This is a genomic window from Acinetobacter sp. D009 (assembly GCF_038562025.1).
GTDB classification, from domain to species: Bacteria; Pseudomonadota; Gammaproteobacteria; order Pseudomonadales; family Moraxellaceae; genus Acinetobacter; species Acinetobacter pittii.
The window spans coordinates 1,136,373-1,162,062 of sequence record NZ_CP151886.1; the positions used below are offsets into that span (position 1 = coordinate 1,136,373).

Annotated in this window: 22 protein-coding genes; 17 read left to right on the forward strand and 5 right to left on the reverse strand. The window is 38.9% G+C overall.

Annotation, left to right across the window (positions count from 1 at the left end; all coding sequences use genetic code 11):
- The first annotated feature begins 87 nt into the window (after positions 1-87).
- The 9 genes from basE to basJ all read left to right on the forward strand — a co-directional run bounded on the left by basE (position 88) and on the right by basJ (position 10,184).
- The gene (gene basE, locus AAC388_RS05295; RefSeq protein WP_342371288.1) at positions 88-1,716 is read left to right on the forward strand and encodes a (2,3-dihydroxybenzoyl)adenylate synthase BasE; all 1,629 of its coding nucleotides are present in this window, start codon (positions 88-90) and stop codon (positions 1,714-1,716) included.
- A 17-nt stretch (positions 1,717-1,733) separates the two neighbouring features.
- Positions 1,734-2,603 (forward strand): acinetobactin biosynthesis bifunctional isochorismatase/aryl carrier protein BasF, encoded by an 870-nt coding sequence (gene basF / locus AAC388_RS05300; RefSeq protein WP_262448038.1) that lies wholly within the window; start codon positions 1,734-1,736, stop codon positions 2,601-2,603.
- Between the two features lie 115 nt (positions 2,604-2,718).
- A complete protein-coding gene (basG, locus tag AAC388_RS05305; RefSeq protein ID WP_262448037.1) occupies positions 2,719-3,870 on the forward strand; it encodes an acinetobactin biosynthesis histidine decarboxylase BasG in 1,152 nt (383 codons plus the stop codon).
- Between the two features lie 97 nt (positions 3,871-3,967).
- Positions 3,968-4,123, forward strand: a complete 156-nt coding sequence (locus AAC388_RS05310) for a hypothetical protein (protein ID WP_001176132.1) — start codon at positions 3,968-3,970, stop codon at positions 4,121-4,123.
- Positions 4,116-5,726 (forward strand): acinetobactin export ABC transporter permease/ATP-binding subunit BarA, encoded by a 1,611-nt coding sequence (gene barA, locus AAC388_RS05315; RefSeq protein WP_342371289.1) that lies wholly within the window; start codon positions 4,116-4,118, stop codon positions 5,724-5,726. Before AAC388_RS05310 ends, barA begins: the two co-directional genes overlap by 8 nt.
- The gene (gene barB / locus AAC388_RS05320) at positions 5,723-7,318 is read left to right on the forward strand and encodes an acinetobactin export ABC transporter permease/ATP-binding subunit BarB (protein ID WP_262460668.1); all 1,596 of its coding nucleotides are present in this window, start codon (positions 5,723-5,725) and stop codon (positions 7,316-7,318) included. Before barA ends, barB begins: the two co-directional genes overlap by 4 nt.
- A 71-nt stretch (positions 7,319-7,389) precedes the next feature.
- A complete protein-coding gene (gene basH / locus AAC388_RS05325; protein ID WP_262460670.1) occupies positions 7,390-8,124 on the forward strand; it encodes an acinetobactin biosynthesis thioesterase BasH in 735 nt (244 codons plus the stop codon).
- A 10-nt stretch (positions 8,125-8,134) separates the two neighbouring features.
- Positions 8,135-8,890 carry a 4'-phosphopantetheinyl transferase superfamily protein gene (locus AAC388_RS05330; protein WP_101664783.1) on the forward strand — a complete coding sequence of 252 codons (756 nt, stop codon included), beginning with the start codon at positions 8,135-8,137 and terminating at the stop codon, positions 8,888-8,890.
- A 124-nt stretch (positions 8,891-9,014) separates the two neighbouring features.
- Positions 9,015-10,184 (forward strand): acinetobactin biosynthesis isochorismate synthase BasJ, encoded by a 1,170-nt coding sequence (gene basJ, locus AAC388_RS05335; protein ID WP_336030050.1) that lies wholly within the window; start codon positions 9,015-9,017, stop codon positions 10,182-10,184.
- Positions 10,185-10,303: 119 nt separating this feature from the next.
- On the opposite strand, the gene AAC388_RS05340 is transcribed toward basJ, so the two are convergent.
- Entirely contained in the window at positions 10,304-11,542 is a 1,239-nt protein-coding gene (locus AAC388_RS05340; RefSeq protein WP_002118952.1) for a L,D-transpeptidase, read from the reverse strand.
- Positions 11,543-11,844: 302 nt separating this feature from the next.
- On the opposite strand from AAC388_RS05340, the gene hemE reads away from it, so the two are divergent.
- From hemE to AAC388_RS05360, 4 genes are all read left to right on the forward strand, one after another.
- Positions 11,845-12,918 (forward strand): uroporphyrinogen decarboxylase, encoded by a 1,074-nt coding sequence (hemE, locus tag AAC388_RS05345; RefSeq protein WP_284085705.1) that lies wholly within the window; start codon positions 11,845-11,847, stop codon positions 12,916-12,918.
- Positions 12,919-12,923: 5 nt separating this feature from the next.
- Positions 12,924-13,718 (forward strand): DUF817 family protein, encoded by a 795-nt coding sequence (locus AAC388_RS05350; protein WP_126644819.1) that lies wholly within the window; start codon positions 12,924-12,926, stop codon positions 13,716-13,718.
- 149 nt (positions 13,719-13,867) lie between these two features.
- Positions 13,868-14,338, forward strand: a complete 471-nt coding sequence (locus tag AAC388_RS05355; RefSeq protein ID WP_003650547.1) for a DUF3015 family protein — start codon at positions 13,868-13,870, stop codon at positions 14,336-14,338.
- A 61-nt stretch (positions 14,339-14,399) separates the two neighbouring features.
- Positions 14,400-16,292, forward strand: a complete 1,893-nt coding sequence (locus tag AAC388_RS05360; RefSeq protein WP_342371290.1) for a DUF4105 domain-containing protein — start codon at positions 14,400-14,402, stop codon at positions 16,290-16,292.
- 68 nt (positions 16,293-16,360) lie between these two features.
- Here AAC388_RS05360 and AAC388_RS05365 read toward each other — a convergent pair whose 3' ends face one another.
- Complete coding sequence (locus tag AAC388_RS05365) at positions 16,361-17,512, reverse strand: extended-spectrum class C beta-lactamase ADC-253 (protein ID WP_086394244.1); 1,152 nt, start codon at positions 17,510-17,512, stop codon at positions 16,361-16,363.
- Positions 17,513-17,663: 151 nt separating this feature from the next.
- Positions 17,664-18,212 carry a GTP cyclohydrolase I FolE gene (gene folE, locus AAC388_RS05370; RefSeq protein ID WP_002118643.1) on the reverse strand — a complete coding sequence of 183 codons (549 nt, stop codon included), beginning with the start codon at positions 18,210-18,212 and terminating at the stop codon, positions 17,664-17,666.
- Between the two features lie 260 nt (positions 18,213-18,472).
- On the opposite strand from folE, the gene xdhA reads away from it, so the two are divergent.
- From xdhA to xdhC, 3 genes are read left to right on the forward strand one after another with little or no spacing between them, the layout of a single operon-like run.
- On the forward strand, positions 18,473-19,972 hold the full coding sequence (xdhA, locus tag AAC388_RS05375; protein WP_342371291.1) for a xanthine dehydrogenase small subunit: 1,500 nt from the start codon (positions 18,473-18,475) through the stop codon (positions 19,970-19,972).
- 1 nt (position 19,973) lies between these two features.
- Positions 19,974-22,349, forward strand: a complete 2,376-nt coding sequence (gene xdhB, locus AAC388_RS05380) for a xanthine dehydrogenase molybdopterin binding subunit (protein ID WP_342371292.1) — start codon at positions 19,974-19,976, stop codon at positions 22,347-22,349.
- Positions 22,350-22,355: 6 nt separating this feature from the next.
- Entirely contained in the window at positions 22,356-23,339 is a 984-nt protein-coding gene (gene xdhC, locus AAC388_RS05385; protein ID WP_086394247.1) for a xanthine dehydrogenase accessory protein XdhC, read from the forward strand.
- A gap of 10 nt (positions 23,340-23,349) precedes the next feature.
- On the opposite strand, the gene AAC388_RS05390 is transcribed toward xdhC, so the two are convergent.
- Together AAC388_RS05390 and AAC388_RS05395 are read right to left on the reverse strand one after the other, a co-directional pair.
- The gene (locus AAC388_RS05390; RefSeq protein ID WP_086394248.1) at positions 23,350-24,045 is read right to left on the reverse strand and encodes a Smr/MutS family protein; all 696 of its coding nucleotides are present in this window, start codon (positions 24,043-24,045) and stop codon (positions 23,350-23,352) included.
- Between the two features lie 196 nt (positions 24,046-24,241).
- Complete coding sequence (locus tag AAC388_RS05395) at positions 24,242-24,838, reverse strand: TetR/AcrR family transcriptional regulator (RefSeq protein WP_068530916.1); 597 nt, start codon at positions 24,836-24,838, stop codon at positions 24,242-24,244.
- A gap of 94 nt (positions 24,839-24,932) precedes the next feature.
- Between AAC388_RS05395 and AAC388_RS05400 the strand changes: the two genes are divergently transcribed.
- Positions 24,933-25,664: a hypothetical protein gene (locus tag AAC388_RS05400; RefSeq protein ID WP_002118989.1), complete on the forward strand. Its 732-nt coding sequence runs from the start codon at positions 24,933-24,935 to the stop codon at positions 25,662-25,664.
- The last annotated feature ends 26 nt before the right edge of the window (positions 25,665-25,690 follow it).

A 25,690-nucleotide genomic window follows, 5' to 3' on the forward strand; every position in this document is an offset into this window, starting at 1 on the left:
ATTAAATATTTATGCCGATATGTAAGAAAATTTACGAAGAATCAATAGCTTGATAACCATTAAATTAAATTGAATATTTAGAATGTCATGAAAAAACAGTTGATTGAGTTTGTTCGCTGGTCTTCAGAGAGAGCGCAACACTATCGAAATAAAGGTTATTGGATTGACCAACCTTTGACGCGCATTTTAACGGTAGGGGTTCAATCGTATCCGCATTCGCCGGCAATTATTTGTGGTGAGCGTCAGTTGAGTTATATCGAGCTGGACCGGCTATCAACAAATTTAGCTACTCGACTAGCTGAAAAAGGCTTGGGCAAGGGTGATACTGCTTTAGTACAACTTCCCAATGTTGCGGAGTTTTATATTGTCTTTTTTGCCTTGCTTAAGGCTGGTGTGGTTGTGCTCAATGCGCTATATAGTCATCGCCAATATGAACTAAATGCCTTTATTAAACAGATTCAACCTAAGCTTTTAATTGGTTCGCGTCAGCATGAAGTCTTTAGCAATAATCAATTTATTGACTCACTTCATGAAGTAAATTTAAGTCCTGAAATTATTTTGATGCTCAATCATCAAGCTACCGATTTCGGATTATTAGACTGGATTGAAACATCAGCAGAGACCTTTGTCGATTTTTCATCTACACCTGCTGATGAAGTTGCTTTCTTTCAATTGTCAGGTGGAAGTACGGGAACACCAAAACTTATTCCACGAACGCATAATGACTACGACTATAGTGTACGGGCCAGTGCCGAGATTTGCGGTTTAAACTCAAATACTCGGTTATTGTGCGCTCTGCCAGCTCCGCATAACTTTATGTTGAGTTCACCCGGTGCATTAGGTGTTTTACATGCAGGTGGATGTGTTGTGATGGCACCAAATCCTGAACCGCTCAATTGTTTTTCTATTATCCAAAGACATCAAGTCAATATGGCATCTTTAGTGCCGAGTGCTGTCATTATGTGGCTAGAAAAAGCAGCTCAATATAAAGATCAAATTCAGTCTTTAAAGTTGCTTCAAGTGGGGGGAGCAAGTTTTCCTGAATCTTTAGCCCGTCAAGTTCCTGAAGTCCTCAATTGTAAATTACAACAAGTATTTGGAATGGCCGAAGGCTTGGTCAATTACACCAGACTCGATGACTCCGATGAGCAAATTTTTACCACCCAAGGGCGTCCTATCAGTTCTGATGATGAAATCAAAATTGTAGATGAGCAGTATAAAGAAGTCCCAGAAGGCGAAATAGGAATGCTTGCGACTCGGGGACCTTATACCTTCTGTGGTTATTACCAAAGCCCTGAACATAATTCACAGGTCTTTGATGAAGACAACTATTACTATTCGGGCGATCTCGTGCAGCGTACTTCGGATGGCAATTTACGGGTAGTAGGAAGAATTAAAGACCAGATTAACCGTGGTGGTGAAAAGATTGCTTCGGAAGAAATAGAAAAACTTATTCTTTTACATCCGGAAGTTATGCACGCAGCTTTGGTCGCAATTGTTGATGAACAATTCGGTGAAAAGAGTTGTGCCTTTATTGTTTCTCGGAATCCTGAACTTAAAGCTGTTGTGCTCAGACGCCATCTCATGGAGTTGGGTATTGCACAATACAAACTTCCAGACCAGATCAAATTAATCGAAAGTTTGCCACTGACTGCAGTCGGTAAGGTGGACAAAAAACAACTTCGCAGCATTTTAAATACATCTACAACATCTTAATAAATATTGAGCAGCATATGGCTATTTCAAAAATTTCTACTTATCTCATGCCCAAACGAGAGAGTTATCCAAATAATAAAATAGACTGGCAGTTAGATCCTTCTCGAGCAGTTTTATTAATTCATGATATGCAGCGTTACTTTTTAAATTTTTACGATGCTGAAAGTGAATTAATTAAAATGGTTGTTAATCATTTAATTCAACTCAGAAGTTGGGCACATCGGAACAATGTTCCTGTTGTCTATACAGCACAGCCCTATGAACAACCAGCGGCAGATCGTGCATTACTGAATGCCATGTGGGGGCCGGGTTTGCCAGCCTCAACAATCGATCAGCAAAAAATTATTGATCAACTTTCTCCTGCTGAACATGACATTGTCTTAACGAAATGGCGTTATAGCGCGTTTAAACGTTCGGATTTGCTTGAAAGAATGCAAAACTGGAATCGTGATCAGCTCATTATTGGCGGTGTCTATGCTCATATCGGTTGTATGGTTACGGCAATTGAAGCCTTTATGAGTGACATACAACCCTTTTTGGTTGGCGATGCAGTTGCCGATTTTTCAGAAGAAGAACATCGCTTAGCTTTGAAATATGTATCTTCACGTTGTGGTCAAGTCACTGATACCGAATCTGTAGTGGGGCAGGTGGCAACAGGCATTACACGACCTTGGCTAGAGCAGAAGGTCCAGCAACTGATTGAAGAAGATGAATTAGATCCCGAAGAAAACCTGATTCTTTATGGATTGGACTCATTACGAATTATGCAGTTTTCTTCGGAACTCAAAGCACAGGGAATCAATATTAGTTTTGAGGAATTAGGACGCACACCCACTTTATCAAATTGGTGGTCATTGGTTGATGCACGGCAACGGATTGCAGGGTAGAGGGTTGCCTCATAAGGCATACGACAAATCCTGGTCGCTAAATTTTACATAAAATTTATATCTTTGATAGCGACTCCTTAGACGACTTGTAATCGTCATATTAACGGAGCAAAAAATGATTTTATCGCCTGCTGATCAAGAGAAAATAGAGACATTCTGGAATTACTGTTTAAAACATCAATACTTCAATATTGGGTATCCTGAATCTGCAGATTTTGATTATTCCGCTTTATTTCGTTTTTTCAAATTCTCTATTAATAATTGTGGTGATTGGAAAGACTATAGCAATTACGCATTGAATTCTTTTGATTTTGAAAAAGATGTGATGGCGTATTTTGCTGAAATTTTTCAAATTCCTTTTGAGGAAAGCTGGGGATACGTAACCAATGGTGGCACAGAAGGTAATATGTTTGGCTGCTATCTGGCGCGTGAGCTATTTCCAGATTCCACATTATATTACTCAAAAGATACGCATTATTCGGTTGGAAAAATCGCCAAATTATTGCAGATGAAATCTTGCGTGGTTGAATCATTGGATAATGGTGAAATCGACTATGATGATTTAATCGATAAAATAAAAACCAATAAAGAAAGTCACCCCATTATTTTTGCAAATATTGGTACGACCATGACCGGCGCAATTGATGATATTGAAATGATTCAAGAGCGCTTAGCGCAAATCGGAATCATGCGCCGAGATTATTATATTCATGCCGACGCTGCCTTAAGTGGCATGATTTTACCTTTTGTTGATCATCCTCAAGCATTTTCTTTTGCTCATGGTATCGACTCGATTTGTGTGTCTGGTCATAAAATGATTGGTTCACCGATTCCGTGTGGCATTGTTGTGGCCAAACGCCAAAATGTAGAGCGTATATCGGTAGATGTGGACTATATCTCTACACGGGATCAAACCATTAGCGGTTCTCGCAATGGCCATACGGTCTTGTTGATGTGGGCGGCAATACGTAGCCAAACCAATTTACAAAGACGACAGAGAATTCAACATTGTCTAAAAATGGCTCAGTACGCAGTTGATCGCTTTCAAGCAGTGGGCATTCCTGCTTGGCGGAATCCGAATTCAATCACTGTGGTATTTCCGTGTCCTTCTGAGCACATCTGGAAAAAGCATTATCTGGCAACCTCTGGAAATATGGCTCATTTAATTACTACGGCACATCACCGAGATACACGTCAGATTGATAACTTAATTGACGACGTTATTTTTGATTTACAAGGTGCCTCTAAACGTACAGTTGGCTTTTAGTCATATCAACCAAGATGATTTAGACAAAACCATATTAATTTTTACAGTCTAGAAAATGATCTAAAAATATTTTGATAGGGTGGTTAGGAAGTTTTTGATGCAATTAAAGTTTTTAAAAAAATACTTTTTATATGATTTTCTTATTCATGCTTTTTTAAAGCCGGAAATGGCAATTCTTGCTGGTCAATTGAAGCGAGATTTTATTTTAAGTACCGCTTTTTCTATGAATATAAAGAGAGATAAGCATGTCTGATTTAAAGTTATCTCATCTGATGACAGACTCTTCTTTGGCACCTGCACTCAAGCCAGCATTTCCTAAATTATTTGCAGGTACGCTTGCTGCCGTATTTTCAGGTTTAGCCATTTTAACTGCCCTGTGGGGCATGATTCAGTTGATTGGTTATTTATCTTCTTATTGGGTGATCTTTTCAGCGGTTTTTTGGATAGTCGGGGCGGCATTGGCAGCACTAGCTTCATGGTTAGTGCATGATGCAGAGGCTGGATTTTCGGCACGATTACGTCGTCAAATTGCTCATCATTTAATTCGGTTACCTAACACAACCCTATCAAAACAGGGTGACCAAAACTTAAAACGACTGGTTTCAGACGATATCGCAACCTTACACCATATGGTGGCACATTTACCGTCGGAAATTGCGATTTTTGCTGTAATCCCTTTAGTTTCTATTGTTTTATTAGTTGTGTTGGTTGGCCCGATGGCACTTTGGGTATTATTACCTGGGGCAATTGCTTCACTCTATTATTTAATTATTGTTCCCCATGTATCAAAACGGGATGGCGCTGCGCGTATGCAGGTCATGTTAGATATTATTGGTTCTGCTGATGATTATGCGCGCGGCATTCGTGATAATCGAATATGTGGGCAACAATCAGGCGCTTTAACAGCCTATACTCAATCAGCACAAAATTTCACTCAAAATATGGTGTCTTGGGTGAGTAAAGTCGCAACACTCGCTGCTGTTGCCACTGCCTTACTACAAGCTGTTGCAACCTTTGCCATAGCCTATTTTGTAGCTTATCAATACGACAGCATGACCTTGGCTGCAACACTTTTCTTTAGCTTGGCCATCGTGACACCTTCGCTACGTTTAGGGCATGGTCTTGATTATGTCGCTGCTGGGCGGGCTGCAGCTACTCGTTTATCTGCTTTCTTAAAAGAGCCAGTACTCTCATCAGGCAATCTACAACAGATTGAGGAAGATGTAACACTTGAAATAGTTAATGCAAGCTTTGCAATCGAAAATCAAAAAGTATTGGATCGATTAAGTTATTCATTTCCAAAAAATTCAATGACTGCAATTACAGGGCCGAGTGGAGTTGGCAAAACAACCTTACTGCGAGCACTTGCTGGGTTCGCTGTATTGCAAGAAGGTGTCGTTCAATTAGCAAAAACAGATATTTTGCAATTACATGAAAAACTAAGACATGAAAAGGTTTTGTTTATTCCACAAGGTGGAGATGTATTACCGACCACAGTAAGAGAAAACTTGTCCTTATCTGCCATTAATGCAAATGATGAACAACTTGAGCAGGCATTACTCAAGGCCCAATTAAAAGTAGATTTAAATGCAGATGCAACTTTACTTTCAGGCGGTGAAAAACAGCGCATAGGTATAGCGCGTGCTTTTTTATCCTCAGCTCCTATTATTTTATTAGATGAGCCAACGAGCGCACTCGACCAGACCAATGCGACAAAAATAATATTGGAATTAAGCCACTTAGCTAAAAACCAGAATAAAACCATCGTCATGGTCACTCATGATCTTGCCTTAGCTGCTCATGCCGACAACAGGTTTGTGCTTAAAGGCCCAACTGACTCAGGGAAATCTTTATGAATACTCCTGCTAAATTAAATAAAGATCAGATTTTTTCGATGCTTCCTCGTTCAGCCAAACAAAAATTAATTATTGTTGGTATCGGATGGATCATTGTTGCAGCAATTGAAGCAATCGCATATACCGTATTGGCATTTGCAATTGTCAATCAATGGTCTCCAAGTTGGGTTCTCATCAGTGCAATTGCAGCAATATTAGTGACAGTTATAGTCACTCGTGCTGGCTTCCTTACTGGTGTGCGTTTAGCAGGAGACCTATTTGCTGAGTTAGGCAAATCTTTAGCTCGTGCCAAGCTCTCTTGGTTTACCAATGAACAGCGTGCTCAGATTAAGACAATTGCTGGACAGGGAATTCCTGGGTTTATGAGTATCCCTGCTCATCAATTGCAAACCTTTTTACATGCGCCTTTTATGCCTTTGTTTCTCACAATAGGAATAGGCATGCTTGCCGGAGCAGGCGTAGCATTTGTCGCTTTAGGCTTACTTTTACTCTCTTTATTTGCTCAATTCCTAGCACAACGTGCACTCATGCATATTGATAAAAAGCGTAATACTGCCGATTTAGCGGCTTCACAAGCAACGCTGGAATTGGTTGATCATGTTGAATTATTACGCACAGCAGCTGGTCCTGAACGTGCGGTCCAAAGGCTAGAACATCGTTGGGAAGAGCAAGAAGAGACATTAGTACGGATTAATCGTGCTGCTGCATTTGCAAGTTTTATTGCAACCTTGGCAAGTGTTTTACCCATTGCAGGGATGGCAACATATCTGGCGATCGCTGGAGTCAATCATGCTGCTTTGGTATTGGCATTACTCGTCTTAATTGGACGTGCAGCAGCGCCGTTAGGTGAACTTGCTACCGCAGGGTTGCATATCAATGATTTATTTGCTGCACTGCGCAATTTTAATCAGATTACACATCCACCTGAGTTGCCTGAGCCATTACACCCTCAAATTCCTATTGGCCATCATATTTCGGTACAAGGTGTTAGCTATGCGCCAGCGCTTGAAAATATGACTCTCGACATCGCATTGGGGAGCAGAGTATGGGTTACCGGACCAAGCGGTAGTGGTAAGAGTACTTTACTTGAATTGCTTACACGGTTTGATGATCCACAAAGAGGAAAAATTACCCTTGGTGGCATAGCTCTTGATCAAATGAAATATGAAGATTTGGTTTCGAATATCGCTTATGTCACACAAGAACCTATTTTGTTCACAGGAACACTGGCTGAAAATATCCGTTTAGGAAAACCTGATGCAACTGATGATGAAATAGAAAAGGCTGCAAGAGATGCCGCATTAGGGGCAATGATTGACCGTAGTTCAGAGGGAATTAATCAATCGGTAGGTAAACAAGGCACCGCATTGTCTGGTGGTGAACGTCAGCGGGTCGCAATTGCGCGAGCATTACTCAAAAATGCGCCGATTTTAATACTTGATGAAGCTACCTCTGCTTTGGATGAAGAGACTGAGCAGGAAATCGTTACAACGATACGTACTCTTTCTTCTACGGTTATTTTTGTGACACATCGTGATTCAGCCATTTGGCAACCGACTCAAACTATAAATTTAGCTTCAATTTCTGTTTAAAAAATAGCGCAGAAACCTGATTTAAGCATTTTTTATAAAAGAAAAATGCTTAATATTTGGAGAATTCTTAAATGAATAAACCTCAATATAATATGTTCTGTTTACCGCCTGCGGGGAGTAGCGCGAGTATTTATCATCCATGGAAAAAGCAGATCTCTGACAATATTCGTATTATTCCCATTGAATATTCGGGGCATGGTATAAAAATAAATGAACCACTGATCGATGATCCTGATCTATTGGCTATGCAAATTGCCAATGAAATACAAGCTTATTCAGACACACCGTTTATTTTATTTGGACATAGTGTAGGAGGTGGCTTGATTTGGAAAGTACTCAATTATTTGAATGGAAAAACCATAAGTGATCAGTTGAGATTAATCGTTATAAGTAGCCGACCTGAGCATCGCTATATTCAACATATGCGGTACAAGCATGAGCTAACTGATGAAAAAATTATTGATGAATTAAAACGATACAATAATTTTCCTAATGAAATTTTAAATAATCAGGATGCACTCACATTCTTTCTCAAAATCATTCGTAACGACTTCTATCTTAGTGATCAATTACTAAGGGAAAACATACACAAGACTGAGGTTCCGATTGTTGTATTTTATGGCAAACAGGATCCTGATATTCCTAATAAGAGAATGATGGATGCATGGCAACAACACACAGAAAATTGGTTAGGAAATATTGAGTTTGAAGGGGACCATTTCTACTTTCTCAATCCCGAGACCCGAGTAAAGATGCTTAAAAACATTGCTGCCATCGTTGAAACATTGACCGTGAATATTGAATAAAGTACAGGCTATGAATACTGAGAAGCAGTTAAGTAGAGGGGCTAATTCATGTCTGGATGAAATAAATATTCAATATGAAAAGCTAACAGCTTTCGGGTTAGATATACATAAAGTCCAGCTCAACCAAATCAAAGAAATACCTCAGCTTGATCATATCTATCAGGAGCTGAATATATTTCTTCCACCGAATATAAAAAGCTCACGCTTCATTCGTCAATTAGAGTTCTTGACGGGACGCTTAGCAGCAAAATATGCATTACAAAACATTAATTTACAAGATTTTGTTGTTCATCAAGGTAAACATGGGGAACCCCTATGGCCCGAAGGAGTAATAGGTGGGATTAGCCATGTTGGATCAAAAAAATCATGTCATGCCATCGCATATGCTAGAAATAACACGGTTCAAGAAAAAATATTTGGGATCGATATAGAGTCTCAAAAACATTATATTTTTTTTCAAAAGAAAGATGAGTTTTATGATGTTTTTCTAAATAAAAATGAACAAGCAGAAATTGAAAAGCTGCAAAAAAAACAAGCATATTTATATTTGGTAATATTCTCTGCTAAAGAAAGTATCATTAAAGCAATTTATTTAAAATATAAGCAAATTATTGATTTTAAAAATATAAGTTTTAAACAACTAGATGGTGAGTTTCTTTATTTTTACCTTAGTCAAGAAAGTTCAATCGAGATAAATCTAGAGATTAAAGTTCAATTTTTTTATACAAATAACGAGATAATTACAATTTCTTGCATTGAAAACTAATTTTATTATTGATAATAATAATCATTTGCATTAATGTGTGTTTCAGTATTTTTATACTCCTATATTTAAAAAGAAGTACTACAGAATTTGCTTGAAAAAAATCAATGTGAGAGGTGATATACAGATGATGCAGACTCAAATATCAGTAGAGCAAAATTTAGATCATATCGGTCAAAAGAAATTTTCATGTTTCTCTACGAAAAATTATTATCTCGAAGTGAACGAATTCGTTAAAACGCTAAATACACCTGCAGCAAATACCGCACAATTTAATGATGAGATTGCAAAATGTTTTGAAGAAATTAAAAAGCAAGGCCATCAAAATCCAGTTTTAATTGGTGCTATACCTTTTGATATTACAAAGAAAAGTAGCTTAAATTTTTATGCTGATCATAAAAAAATAACACAAGCATCTTCTACGATTAACTCATTAAAAAAACGTAATAACATTGAGGTAATTAATAAATCATTACTCATTCAACGCCAAAAATTTGAAGGTACAGTACAGTTAGCTTTAGATGCTTTTGAAAAAAAGAAGGTAGAAAAAGTTGTTCTTTCTCAGGCTGTTGAATATGAGTTTAACCATCATCAAGAGCCAGAAAATTTATTGGCTGCTTTATTAAAACAAAATCCAAATGCTTATAATTTTGTGATTCCAGTAGAACATAATGATTATATTCTAGGCGCAAGCCCAGAACTGCTTTTATCAAAACAAGGTCGTATTGTAACCAGTAATCCTTTGGCCGGTTCTAGACCCAAATCTCAAATTTCTGAAAAAAATTTCGTCAGCCAACAAGAATTAAATCATTCTGAGAAAGACCAGCATGAACATCGAATTGTGGTTGAAAATATTATTAGAAATTTAGCCACTCATTGTGTAGAGCTTAAGGTTTCTGAATTTCCAGATATTTTAGAAACATCAACAATGTTGCATTTATCATCAGAGTTCCAAGGTGTGCTCAAACAACAGGCACCGAATGCATTAAACCTTGCATTAGAATTACATCCAACACCAGCGGTTTGTGGCTCACCAACTCATGTTGCTAAGCAGTTTATTTTAGATCATGAAGGTTATGACCGACATTATTACACGGGGTTAGTAGGCTGGATGGATGCCGAGGGTAATGGAGAATGGGTAGTGACGATTCGATGTGGTCTACTCAGTGAAAATAAAATGCGCTTATATGCGGGTGCGGGAATTGTTGAAGGGTCAGATGCTGAAGCTGAATGGCTAGAAACAGAAGCTAAAATGCAAACCATGTTGAATATTCTAAATACAAAAATTGCTGTGTAATTATTAAACTTAGGCTGGTGTTATGTTTATAGTCAAAACAATAACTAAATATTCCACTGAGATATATTAAAAATTTAATAAAAAAGCCTGCATAAAGCAGGCTCTTTTATTTAAGAGGATTATTCTAAGAATTTAACAGTTACGCCTGAACGTACTTTATTACCTAAATCGTTAGCATCCCAGTTAGTTAAACGGATACAACCGTGAGAAGCTGTTTTAGAAATTAAAGACGGGTTTGGTGTACCGTGAATACCAAATGATTTTTTACTTAAACCGATCCAGATATTACCTACAGGAGCATTTGGGCCAGGTGGTAAAGAAAGAGGTTTTAAGTTTTTACCTTGTACGAAGTTAGAAGGTGAGTAGCTATACCAAGGGTTACGTGCTACACCAACTACCTTGTAAGTACCGGTCGGAGAAGGCGTATCAGTACTGCCAATTGTTGCAGGAAATGACGCAATCATTTGGTTACGACTGTTGAAGAGGTACAGTTGTTTTGCACCTTTATGCGCAATAATCAAATGAATGTCTTCTGGTAAATCATTGCGTACGTTTGGAACAATGATTTTTTCACCCGCTTTTTTGAATGTTGCTGTTGGGTTAATTTTCTTTAAGAAAGCTTCATCAATGTGAAACTTCTCGCCCAACATTTCGCTAACACGAGTGTAGTACAAACCTTTCATTTTGGCCTGTAATGCGTAGTCAGAAGGAATCGACTCAGCATATGGACCTTTTAAATCAGCATCAGAAATAGTGTATTCAATAAATGCTGGTTTTGTTTGTTTAGCAACTAATGCATCCCAAGTTTCTTTAGTCAGTTCACCAGTAGGTGATAAACCATTCATTTGCTGGAATGAAGAGATTGCTTTTAATGTGTTTTTACCGCTCATGCCGTCAATCGCACCTGGCGATGCATGTGCATTATTAAGCATAACATGCGCACGTGCGTAAACTGGAAGTTGGCCTTTACCAATGTTCTCAGACCATTCAGCCGAGTTTAAGCTATCTAAAGTCCATGACGCAGCAGGTACTTGTGCTGTAGCAGAGGCAGTTGTGGTTTTAGCTGCTACTGGTGTAGATGCAGCAATACCAGACTCGGCATTTGGGTCTTCAGTTTTTTGCAAATTTTGTAATGTTGTTGACGCTCGATTTAGGTCATTTTGTTCTTGAGCGGTAATTTGTGTCGAAGCTTGAGCTTTTACAGTTGAAGCTGCATCTACTGCTAAAGGATCAATCGGATCTTCTACAGGAGCTGATACCTTTTTAGGGTTCAGGGGTTGCTCAGTTGTTGAAGCAGCAAAAGCAACATTAGCAATAATACAACTTAAACTCATAGCGAGTAATGAGCGAACAAACATGTAATTCAACCTTAAGAATTTTCATATAAGCAATAGGGGGCTTGATCTAATCTAAAAGTGCATAAAACTACCAATAACTCATCTCTATGAGTTCAAGATTGGCAATTTAGTGGTTAAAAGAATATCAATAGACCCGATGTAACATGTTGCAAGTATTGCAGAAAACCTTGATGCTTGCAGTAGACTTTTGTGTAAATATGCATTTTTTAGTAGATTGACGAGTTTTTTGTGTGAAATTGAAATTATAAAAATCTTTATGTTTTTGATATGATGCTGCCACATAAAGAATATAGAGATTGGTAATGACGACTTTGAAAAATGATCGTTTCCTACGAGCTTTGTTACGCGAAACTGTAGATACCACACCGGTATGGATGATGCGTCAAGCAGGACGTTATTTGCCTGAATATCGTGAAACACGTTCAAAAGCAGGCGACTTTCTATCTCTATGTAAAAATACAGAATTTGCTTGTGAAGTAACTTTGCAGCCTTTACGCCGTTACGACTTAGACGCAGCGATTTTATTTTCAGATATTTTAACAATTCCTGATGCATTAGGTTTAGGGCTTTATTTTGAAACAGGAGAAGGTCCTAAGTTTCAAAAAACGGTACGTACTGAACAAGATGTGGCGAATTTACCCAAGTTAAATGCAAAATCAGACCTTGATTATGTAATGAATGCGGTAAGTACAATTCGCTCAGCTTTAGGTGGACAAGTTCCACTGATTGGTTTCTCTGGTAGTCCTTGGACGCTTGCGACTTATATGGTTGAAGGTGGTTCAAGTAAAGAGTTCCGTTTCACCAAGCAGATGATGTACGCACAACCAGAAGTTTTGCATGCCTTACTCGACCATTTAGCAGATTCAGTCATTGACTATTTAAATGCTCAAATTGATGCTGGTGCTCAGGCCATCCAGATCTTTGATAGCTGGGGCGGGGCATTAGCACACCGCGAATACGTCGAATTCTCTTTAAACTACATGAATAAAATCATTGCTGGTTTGCAGCGTGAGAAAGATGGCCGCCGTATTCCTGTTATTGTGTTCACGAAAGGTGGCGGTCAATGGTTAGAGCCAATGATTACCACTGGTGCAGATGCATTAGGACTGGACTGGACTACTCCGCTTAATACCGCTCGAAATATTGTCTCTGGGCGTGTAGCGTTACAAGGCAATCTTGATCCTGCTGTTTTATATGGCTCGGCTGCTTCAATTGAAAAAGCAGTAAAAGCAATGTTAGACGATGCTTACGCAAACGGTGAAAAAACAGGTTACGTTGCTAACTTAGGCCACGGTATTACCCAATGGGTAGACCCTGCGCAACCAAAAATCTTTGTAGATACAGTGCATGAGTATAGTGCTAAATATCTAGGATAGTTTTTGTGCGCCATCTGATTTTACCCATTCATTTTATCGGCAAGGCTGTTTCGGCAGCCTTGTTTGGTATTCTGCTTTTAATTGCTTTTGCTTTAACAGCGCCGATGGGAAGCCATGAATATATGGGTTTTTATCGCTATGATTATTTACTTATCTATGCATTGTTAATCCAGATCTGCTTACTTTATTTAAAGCTTGAATCATGGGCAGAAGCCAAAGTTATTGCTTTATTTCATGTCATGGCGATGGTCATGGAAATATTTTTAACGCATCCCGCGATTGCATCATGGCAATATCCTCAGCCTGCGGTATTTAAAATTTTAACTGTGCCTTTATTTGCAGGCTTTATGTATTCGGCTGTAGGTAGTTTTTTTGCACGATCAATTCGACTGTTTCAAGTTTCTTTTGAAAAGCTCCCAGGTTTTGGAACGATGCTTTTACTGGCATTTTTCTCATATATAAACTTTATGAGTAAATTTTTTGTACCTGATATCCGATATATTTTATTTGCGATCAGTATTTTTATTTTTTGGAAGACTAAGCTTTATTTTCAGCTCAATGAACATAAATTTAAAATCCCGATGTTGCCTGTATTGTTTACACTCGCTTTTCTCATCTGGATTGCTGAAAATATTAGTACTTTTTATAAAATCTGGCTCTATCCAAGTCAGGTAGATGCTTGGCATATGGTGGGCTGGGGTAAACTGGGGTCATGGTATTTATTATTACTCTTAAGTTTAGTACTGGTACTTAAAATATTGGGTCATCGAGATAATCAAGGTAACTGGAATTTAAGATAAATTTTTCTTTTGCATTTTTTATCATATTGTTTATTTTTTAATTGCTAATTCACAACCATCTCGCTATCTTTAATAGCGTGTAATAAAAATTACACATAACAATACAACACATAAGAAACAATCAATAATGATTTTGGAGATTTACATCTATGTTAAAAAAATTAGCTTTAGCTGCGTTATTAGCGGCTGGTTCAAGTGTTGCAATGGCTGACAACGACGTAGGTTGTGGTGTGGGTACACAAGTATGGGCTGGCAAAAAAGGAGTAGCGCCTAAAATTCTTGCTGCAACAACAAACGGTATTTTTACTAACCAATTATTAGGGATCACTTTCGGTACTTTAGGCTGCCGTCAAGGCGGAACAGTAACTGCTCAAGTGGTTACATTCACAAATGAAAATGCTGAAGCTTTAGCGCGTGATATGGCAGTAGGCCAAGGTGAAAGCCTGAACGTACTTGCTGAGTTAATGCAAATTAAACCTCAAGACAAAGACCGTTTCTTTAAAGTTTCAAAAGCAAACTTTGGTGAAATCTATTCTGCAAATAACCAAAATACGCTTCAAGTTTTAGCATCATTACAAACTGTAATGGCTAAAGACGACGTTTTAAAAGCTTACGTATAAGTTTGAAACTGAAAACCCTGTCGTATGGCAGGGTTTTTCTTATATTTAATGATAAAAATTGATGAGCTTAATGAAGTCAGTTGTTTTAGTTTTTGCCTCTTTGGCAGTGAATATTGCGTATTCAGCAGATATAAATCCATCTATTCAAAAATATTGGTCAATCGCAGAACAACAAAATCTAGATCAAGACATTACATGGCAAAGGTTCATGTATGCCAATAAAAACCAGAAAAGTGAGGTCACTTACGGTGGCTATTTCCTATCAGAAAATGGAAAAAATAACTTAAAAGAAGAACTAAAAGCGGATATCTCGGCATTATTTATGCCGGCTCAAGATAATCAGTCGATTCGTTGTAAGTTTCCGGCACGTAGTCAATGGCTCATGCAAAAAGTCGGCATTCAAGAAAATGAATTGCCTCAAGTAAAGTGTACCGAATTTGAAAACTGGATTGGGCAAATTAAACCCTACAAAGCGACATTAATTTATGCGACTGATTTTATGGGCAATCCGAGCTCCATGTTTGGGCATACTTTATTGCGTTTAGACCCCAAAGATCAGCAGCAATTAAATTTAGTTTCCTATGCTGTAAATTATGCAGCAACTGTGGCAGGCAACGACAACTGGTCATATGCATGGAAAGGTTTAACAGGGCAGTATCCGGGTGAATATTCACTAATGCCTTATTACCGTAAAGTAAAAGAATATGGCGATTTTGAAAGCCGTGATTTATGGGAATATGAGCTAAATTTAACTCCTGAGGAAACACGTTTCTTAGTGTCTCACATTTGGGAAATGCAACATGTGAGTTTCCCTTATTACTTTGTGAGTGATAACTGTGCCTATCGATTGTTGGGATTAGTGGATTTAGTAAAACCTGAATCTAACTTACAAGAAAAATTTACTTATGCCTCCATTCCAATGGAAACTATTAAATCAATGCAGCAGGAGGGACTTACCAAAGCTCCTGTGTATCGACCTGCTTTAGAAACTCAATTATTGGCACAAGCTCATCAGCATGGTGCCTCATTGGCGAAGGTGGCTCATCAAATTACGATGATGCCGACACAGCAGTCTTCTCAAATTTTAAAATCATTTAGTGAACAAGATCAGGCTAAAATCCTTGAGATGGCTTACGATGATTTATACCTCCAATTTATTAGCCGAAAAATAGAAGAAAGCATTGCTCAGCCGCAGTTACGTCAGCTTTTAGCACTCAGAAGTCAGATTGATTTAGATAAGCAGCGTCAAGAACCAAAAAGACCAGCAAAGGAACCCACCCAAGGCCATAACGCGCGTAACTTTTCCGTGAAAGCTGGTGAGGTGCAAGGTGATAAGTTTATTGAACTTGGTCATCGGCAAGCCTACCATGACTTAATAGACCCTCAAGGCGGATATCGTGCCGGTACTCAATTACTATTTTTAAATGGTAACGCGCAGTGGCGAAATGACCATTTAAAACTAGAACGTCTTGATCTGTTAGAAGTGAACTCTTATAACCCGATTCAACCATTTAAAACACCACTGAGTTGGGGATTTAATTTAGGTTGGCGTCAGGAAGCCATTCATGATGGAAGCTTTAGTGAAGACAAACAACACGGCGTCGCAAGCTTTAATGCACAAGTTGGTTACAGCCTTGCTGACTATGAGCGCAAACATATTTGCTATGGACAAGTACAAACCTATGTACAAACGGGTTCAAATCTAGATAAAGGGTGGCGTGTAGGCGTAGGCCCGACTTTAGGTTGTATGAACCAATGGTTTGAGCGTTTCAACTCTGTGGTGCAAATCGAATTGCCCTATTGGGAAGACCAAAATCAATGGAATTTGAGAGTCAATACGCAGTGGCAATATCTGATTAATCGCAATAATGCTGTTCGATTAAACTGGGATTATGAACAACAAAATCATCAAGACTGGATGAAATCAAGTCTAGGATATGTTTGGTTCTTTTGAATAGCATTACGAATAAAAAAAGGGAAAAATGAATGAAATCATTTTTCCTTTTTTGTTTTAGCAAAAGATTATTTCTTTATTGCATTTAACACAGCATAAGCTGCTTTAATGCGTTCTTCATTCGGAATACGTTTATTGGTCAACATGACTAAGCCAATATTTTCTTTAGGAATGAATACGACATAAGTTCCAAAACCATTGGTTGAACCAGTTTTGTGGAACATCTTAACTGAAGGTTCTTTTGAAATGGCAGTCACTTTATTAGACTTCATCACAATTTGTTCTGAATTACTGTCTAATAAAGTTTGTAAAGGCGCTGGATAAGAAAATTCTTCCCAACCAAGTGCCTGATACATGGTGCCGACATGATAGAAACCTTGATGTGTTTCATTAATTGCACGTTGAATATCTTTCGGATATTTCTGTGGGTTGAGGTTGGCATTAATAAACTTAAGCATATCGGGTAGTGTCGATTTGACGCCGTATGCTGGGGCATCTAGCGGACCAGAGTTAACACGAATTGGCTGATTTTCTTGGTTATAGCCAAAAGCATAGTTTTGCATCTGAGTTTTAGGAACATTTACATAGCTATGTTTTAAGCCCAGATCTGGAAAAATTGTTTTTTCTAAGACTTGGTCGAAAGGTTTATTCATAGACAATGCCACAACTTTTCCAAATAAACCAATGCTTGGATTTGAATATTGTCTATATTCACCGATTGAGTTTTTAGGTTTCCAGTCTTTGAAAAAAGTTAAAACTTGTTGGTCTGTTTGTACTTCATCTGGGAACTGCAAGGCAAGGTTACCACTTGTATACGTTGCGAGTTGAAGTAAGTTAACTTGGTCAATCGGTGTGTTTTTTAGTTCTTTCCAATATTTACCAGGCGTATCGTCAAAAGAGATTTTTCCTTTATTTTTTGCATATCCACCTGCTGTCGCGGTAAATAATTTACTGACAGAACCTAGTTCAAAAATGGTACTGCTACTTACGGCTTTTTTATCTTGAATAGATTGTAGACCATAATACATTTCATACTTTTTATTATTCTGAATAACACCCACGGCCATACCCGGCACATCATATTTATCTAATAACGGTTTAAAATTTTGATCTACCAGTTTTTTAATTTCTTGGTCTTTTGGTGTATTGCCCGCATAAATTGAGGTACTAAAAATAAAAAGCGGGGATAAAAGTAGACAAGAAATTTTTTTAAATCGCATGATTAACTCTAAATCGTTTAAAAATAAAGATGCGTACTTTTATAACAAAAATCACCAAATTTAATTGTTATGTTTTATTGGTTAAGTACTTTAAATAGATATAAAAAAAAGCCCAACTTCGTCGGGCTCTTATTTTTGCATTAAAACCAGATTAATAGCTTTCTGGTACTGCGCTTAAAAATTCACGGCGTGCTTCTTTATCGGTTTTAAAATCGCCAACAAATGAAACTGTACGGGTTGTAGACTCTTGTTTACCTACACCACGCATCATCATACACATATGTGCTGAATCGATGACTACAGCAACACCGCGAGCACCAGTCACTTCTGCGACAGCTTCTGCGATTTGTTGAGTCAGATTTTCCTGAATTTGCAAACGGCGAGCAAACATCTCGGTAATTCGTGCAAATTTAGATAAGCCAAGAACTTTGCCTTCCGGTAAATAGGCAACATGAACACGACCGTAGAATGGGAGGAGATGATGTTCGCAAAGCGAATAGAATTCAATATTCTTCACCAATACCATTTCATGGTTATCTGATGGGAAAACAGCATTATTGGTGACTTCTTCTAAAGTTTTACTATAGCCAGAAGTTAAATATGAAAAAGCTTTAGCCGCACGCACAGGCGTATCTTTAAGGCCGGGACGATCAAGATCTTCACCGACGGCAGTCAGGATATTTGCGTACGATTGCTGCATTGACATAAGACGTATAAATTTACTCTATTAGACAAGCTCGGCATTGTATCAGAAACATGACCTGATGTTCATAAATCCTCGCACTATATTTATTTTGGTTTTGCGCAGGCTTAATAAAAGATGAATAAATTTCATGTTTTTTATCGTTAATAGTCAAGTGTTTGGACATGAAATGTGCGCTTAATATTGGTAAGTTCTAAATGATCGCGTATGGCATCATATTTGCACAGAAGCATTATTATAAAGCATAAGGATAAAACATGTTAGAGCGTCCAATTACCTTCTTTTTTCGTGGTGGTCAGCAGCAAGTAGAAAATGTAGTACCTACAATGACGGTTTTACAATTTCTGCGAGAGTATATTCAAACTGGTAAGACCAGGCAGACCGCCACAAAAGAGGGCTGTGCTGAGGGCGATTGTGGTGCATGTACAGTAGTGATTGGTGAGCTGGTCAATGACAACCTGCAATTACGTAGTGTGAATGCGTGTATTCAGTTTTTACCGACTTTAGATGGTAAGGCCCTATTTACAGTAGAAGACCTTCGTAGCTTATTGCCTGTACAAGATGGCACACTTCATCCGGTACAACAGGCAATGGTCGATATGCATGGTTCACAATGCGGTTTTTGTACACCCGGTTTTATCATGTCGTTATGGTCAATGTATGAAAATGAACAACAGTCTCCAAGCAAAGATAAAATCAGTGATTATCTTTCTGGAAACTTATGTCGCTGTACAGGCTATCGCCCTATTTTAGATGCAGCACAAAAAGCTTATGACTATCCACGTGTTGTATTAGAACGTCAAAAAGTAATTGATGTATTAAAAGAAATCAAAGCATTGCCTGCATTACATTTAAATGATCATGGTCAACAATTCTTTGCACCAAAGACTTTGCAGGATTTTGCCGTATTACGCTTGCAGTTGCCGCAAGCGCGTATTGTTGCGGGGAGCACAGATGTCGGTTTGTGGGTCACAAAGCAGGGCCGTGATTTGGGCGATATGCTTTATATCGGTCAGGTTGAAGAGCTGAAAAAGATTGTAGTCACAGACCATGCTTTAACGATTGGGGCAAATATCAGTTTGAGTGATGCACTCATCAAAATTTCAGATTTTTATCCTGACTTTCAAGAATTACAGCGCCGTTTTGCTTCCATGCCGATTAAAAATGCAGGAACTCTAGGTGGAAATATTGCCAATGGTTCGCCTATTGGCGACTCAATGCCGGCATTAATTACGCTAGGTACACGATTGATTTTGCGTGTAGGTGAGCAGACCCGTGAAATTGCTTTGGAAGACTTTTATATAGATTATCAAAAAACAGCATTACGACTTGGTGAGTTTGTTGAGGCGATTGTTATTCCGCTTCGCGAAGGGCAGACACGTTTTAAATTTGCCAGCTATAAAATTGCCAAGCGTTTTGAGCAGGATATTTCTGCTGTATGTGCGGCCATTTCTTGCGAGTTAGATCATTATGAGGTCGCTCACAATGTAAGAATTGGTTTTGGTGGCATGGCGGCTCTTCCCAAACGTGCAAAATATGCAGAAGCCATATTGGAAGGTCAGCAAATTACAGCAGAATTGATCGTTCAGGCACAGCAGGCCTTGTCGCAAGACTATCAGCCTTTAGATGATGGACGTGCTAGCTCGGCATATCGATTACACGTCGCGAAAAACTGTTTACAGCGTTTTTATGTAGAAAAAGTTCTGTCTAAAACGATTACTCGTGTGAATGACTTGATTGCTATGGTGGAGATCTAATATGAATCAAACCATTGACTTAAATATTTCTAAAAAATCCGCTAAAGCAGGCGACTCGATTCCACACGAAAGTGCACATTTACATGTAACTGGGCAGGCAACCTATATTGATGATTTACCCGAGCTTGAAAATACCATGCATTTGGCAGTCGGATTTTCAAATTGTGCCAAAGGCAAAATCAGTAAGTTTGATTTGGATGCAGTACGTCAGGCTGAAGGTGTCCATGCAGTTTTTTCGGCAAAGGATATTGAGGTTGAAAATAATTGGGGGCCAATTGTTAAAGATGACCCAATTTTTGCAGAAGAGCAGGTCGAATTTTATGGACAAGCCTTATTTGTGGTCGTGGCCGAGAGTTATCAGCAAGCTCGTCAGGCAGTTCGCTTAGCAAAAATTGAGTATGTGCCTGAAACTCCGATTTTAACCATTCAAGATGCGATTGAAAAAGAATCGTGGGTTTTACCGCCTGTAGAATTTAGCCATGGTGAAGTTGAGCAGGCATTTCAAAACGCAGCACATCTACTATCAGGTTCTATTGAACTGGGCGGGCAAGAGCATTTCTATCTTGAAGGGCAAATTTCCTATGCGATTCCACAAGAAAATCAGAGCTTAAAAGTCTATTGCTCTACACAACATCCAACCGAAATGCAGTTACTGATTTGTCATGCACTAGGCATGAATATGCATCAGGTCAGTGTGGAAAGTCGCCGTATGGGTGGTGGTTTTGGTGGTAAAGAGTCACAGTCGGCACAGTGGGCATGCATTGCATCTTTGGCAGCGCAAAAAACAGGTCGTCCGTGTAAATTGCGTTTAGATCGAGATGACGACATGAGTGCTACAGGCAAACGTCATGGTTTTGCTTATGAGTGGTCTGTGGCTTTTGATGACAGTGGTGTTTTGCAAGGTTTGAAGGTTCAATTGGCTTCAAATTGCGGTTTTTCGGCTGATCTTTCTGGGCCTGTGAATGAACGTGCGATTTGTCATATTGGCAACGCTTATTATTTAAATGCGGTTGAGCTACGTAACTTACGTTGTAAAACCAATACTGTTTCCAATACGGCATACCGTGGTTTTGGTGGACCGCAAGGCATGTTTGTCATTGAAAATATTATTGATGACATTGCTCGTTATTTAGGTTGTGACCCTGTTGAAATTCGACAGCGTAATTTCTTTGCTGAGCAGCCTGGCGCCGGACGTGACCGTATGCACTATGGGGCAGAAGTCCGTGATAATGTTGCGCCAAAATTGGTGGCTGAATTATTGCAAAGTAGCGATTACGCGAAACGCAAACAGAGCATCCATGCCTTTAATCAGAGCAATGACATCATTAAGCGTGGTATTGCGTTAACACCATTAATGTTCGGTATTTCGTTTAACGCCGTGCATTACAATCAGGCGGGTGCGCTGGTGTATGTCTACATGGATGGCACTGTCGCGATTACACACGGTGGTACAGAAATGGGACAGGGATTATATACCAAAGTACGGCAGGTTGCTGCACATGAGTTGGGTTTACCCATCGATAGTGTTCGTTTAATTGCAACCGATACTTCCCGGGTGCCAAATACTTCGGCAACTGCAGCATCGAGTGGAGCAGATCTAAACGGTAAAGCTGTGCAAAATGCTTGTATTAAGATTCGTGAGCGTCTGGCAAAACTTGCAGCAGAAATAAGTGACAGTGATGCTGACCAAATCCACTTTGAAGATAGTATGGTTTCAACAGCGAATGGTCACTCATGGACATTTCCAGATTTGGTTCAACGGGCATATATGGCACGTGTACAGCTATGGGACAGCGGTTTTTATAAAACGCCAGAAATTCACTATGATCAGGTCAACCATTTGGGGCGTCCATTTTTCTATTATGCCTATGGTGCAGCAGTCAGTGAGGTCGCAATAGATACCTTAACAGGGGAAATGAAAGTATTACGTGCTGACATTTTGCATGATGTAGGACGGTCGATTAACCCTGCAATTGATATTGGGCAAATTGAAGGTGGTTTTGTTCAAGGGATGGGATGGCTTACGACAGAAGAGCTGTATTGGCAGCCGCATGGACCACACGCAGGCCGTTTGTTTACCCATGCGCCTTCAACTTATAAAATCCCGACCAGTGTAGATATTCCTCATATTTTTAATGTCAAACTGTTCAATAATCAAAATCAGGCAGACACCATTTACCGCTCCAAAGCGGTAGGTGAACCCCCATTTATGTTGGCATTATCTGTTTTCTCTGCAATTCGTCAGGCGGTACAGGCGGCTATTCCCGAAAAAGCTCCGCTCGTGCTCAATGCTCCAGCAACTGCCGAAGAAATTTTACGTGCAATTGCTATTGGACGGGGACAAGCTTTGGCTGCTCGCCCACAAGCTAGAATGTAGAAGATTATGCAACATTTACAATGGTGGACTGATTTTGTAGCTTGGCAAGCCGATGCGTTGCCTATGGTATTGGTCACAGTAGTCCGCGCTGATGGTTCAACACCACGAGAGGTTGGTGCAACGATGTTGTTGCGATTTAATTTGCAACAACAATGGCAGCAGTCAGATACGATCGGTGGCGGGCATTTAGAGTTTCAGGCGATTGATATTGCTAAAGCAATGTTAAAAGAAACGGAAACTTGTGTGAGGCGTATTGAACGCTTTAACCTCAGTGCTCGGTTGGGGCAGTGTTGTGGCGGAGTAATGTGGTTATTGTTTGAAAAAATATCACCCGCTACGGTCACATCGGATTTATCCGTGAGTTTGCAAGCATGGCGAGCTGGAAAGCATATATGGCGTAACGTCTCACATCAATATGCATCCACTTGGCAGACTATGGATATGAACCAGCAACCAAGTTTCGAGTTTGATTCTGACAGTAGTGAGCAATGGCGATTTACCCAGCAGATTCAGCCTTATGCCATGCAAGTACTGATTTGTGGTGCAGGGCATGTGGGTGAAGCAATTGTTCGTTGTTTATTGCCTATTGGTGTTCAGGTGAAATGGATTGATCCGCGTGATGATATTTTCCCATCCGATTTACTGGAACAGGCGCACTGTATAACAACTGATACCTTAAACGCCGAGATTGAGCATTTTGACCGTTCAGGTGCAGTTTTAATTTTAACGCATGATCATCAACTAGATTTGCAACTGTGTTTTACAGCCTTAAAACCTACGGCAAAACCATTTGCTTATGTTGGGATGATTGGTTCAAAGAGTAAAAGGGCTGTTTTTGAAAAACGTATGCAGGTGCGAGGTTATACTCAGGAAACATTACAACGTTTGGTTTGCCCAATCGGGATAGAAGGGATTTCATCGAAACAACCTGCAACGATTGCCATTGCAGTAGTTGCTCAATTATTGCAGGTGTTTGATGTAAAAAAATGATCCCAAAGGATCATTTTTTTTGTTCGAACTTAGGATTTTTTTCTGCACGTTTAAGCAGTACGAGAACGGCACCTGTGCCACCTTGATTTTCTGGAGCACTGACAAAAGCTAAAACATCGCGGTGCTGACGTAACCATCCGTTGACATAGGTTTTTAAGACCGCTTCTGGGCCTTTACCATGCACAATTTTGATAACATTTTGATTTTCATCTTTTGCCATCTGGATAATCTGTAAAACTGCGTCACGTGCTTGTTCAATGGTACAGCCGTGTAAATCTACAGCTTCAAACCAACGCATCTTGCCTGCTTTTAAGTCTTCAAAAACCTTATGTTGCAGAGTCGCGATGCGATAGCTTAACGTTGCTTGGCTTGCGACCGGATTTAAAGCAGCTTGCGTATCTGATAACTCGGCATGTTCGGTGTCACGACCACCTTCGGCAGCTGCACGTTTCGCTATCGTTTGTGCGTCGACTTTTCTGGCACGAGGTGTTTTTACATCGGCAACATTGCTATTGTTGATGCGTTTTACACCTGCAACAGCCTGTTGAAACAGATGGGTATCTTCCAATTCTTCAGACTCAGCCTGAGATTTTTTAGACTCAGGCTGATTTGTGATTTTGCTTGAATGAGGATTGGAGATTTGCTTTTTAAATTGCTTCAATAACTTCTGTTGCTCTTTAGAAAGCGATGAATCATGTTTACTCATAATTTTTGAAAAATAGGCAAGATACCAGAGAGGTGTGAAATTATAGTCTGAAACTGAGATAATTTGAACTAAATTGCATTCAGTCTACGGTATGGATTTTAGCAAAGAAAATCATCAACTCATTTGTATTCAATTAAATATATCGATATGCCGAACAGTTGAATAATTTTGATGAGATTGGTGTAAATATCTGCTTTTATTGGGGCCTAAAATATGTAATTGCTCTTTGAGCAAAAAGCTCTATATCCTGATCAGATATGGATTCTCCAGTAATAATAGTTCGATAAAACAATGGGGATGCAGCGAGCTCAAAAAACTCACGAACTTGTGTCTTCTCAGCTAACTCTTCTCGTTGAATGGCACGATCAATCAGCGGTTTTGCTAATAAAAAACGCTCGTCCCAAAAACGTTTTCTAGCCTTTTGCACATATTCGTCTGGATGACTTAAGGTTGCTTTTAGAATATTAAGGGTAAAAGGGGTGTATAGACTGATGACAATCTTTTTTAAAAATAAACAGAGATCAGTAAGGGTATTGCCTGTATCAGGAAGTTCGACATCTGCTTTGATTCTTGTTGATACAACATCTAATATGAGTTCAATTTTAGTCGGCCAACGACGATAAATTGTTGTTTTATTGACCTGTGCTAATTTTGCAATTTCTGGTATTTCAATATCTTCGTAATCAGTCGTTAAAAGTAATTCATAAGTTGTCTGGTGTATTGTCGCTACCATTCTTTCAGACCGTCCTCTTGGACGTCTTTGTTTTTTGAATTCTACTTCTGTATTTTGCATCTGATCGTTCGTCCGAAACTGCATATATTTCTTTATACAACCCACTAAAGCAACTATAGTTGCTTTAGTGGGTTGTATAAATGGTTATTCTTCTATGTATTCTAACATTCATGTTTGTATAAACGGCCAGAACATAACAAATTCCGCTATTCTTGAGTGGGAAAAGCGACGGGCTCGTCTTGTATTAAAAAAACTGGGACTAAGTCCTAAAAGTAAAGATTTACTTGAGCTCAGAGAGCTTTTACTAAAAAGAAAGTCTGAATTGGGACAAAATAAAATTAAAGCATTATTAAAAAAGGAATTAATAATTTCGGATTTTTTTGCCAAATTGATTGCACGCTTGTCATTTGGCTATCGTAGATTAAGTTCTATCGAAATATTTGTAGAAAATGCACGGGCAGAGCAGTTTGTTGAATGGTTTGAAAAATGTACCAATCAAAATAATGAACAAGCAATGCTTGCTGGAACACCCGATCATTATCTTATTTCCACAAATAATGGTGCTCAGGAAGTCATTGAAACTAATGGTGGTTCACCATTAGTGGCTCACTTTTACATAGACTATAACGAATTATCAAGTTTACGCTCGAGGGTTGATTTAAGCTTTCCTTTGCAAATCGCGGGAGTTGCACGTTCAAAAGATGGCTTTGCTATTGGTGGTGTTAGACATCAATTCCGTAATGAAGAAAAGGGCTTTCGAGCAAAATTAACGGTTGAGTATCCTTTATTGATTTTACCTACAGTGATTTCAGGGCATCAATGGCATTTAGCTAATGAGTTCTCAAACTGGATTAGTGCTGCATTTGGCTGGTCATTTAATCATTAGAATTATGTAATATAATTGGTATAACA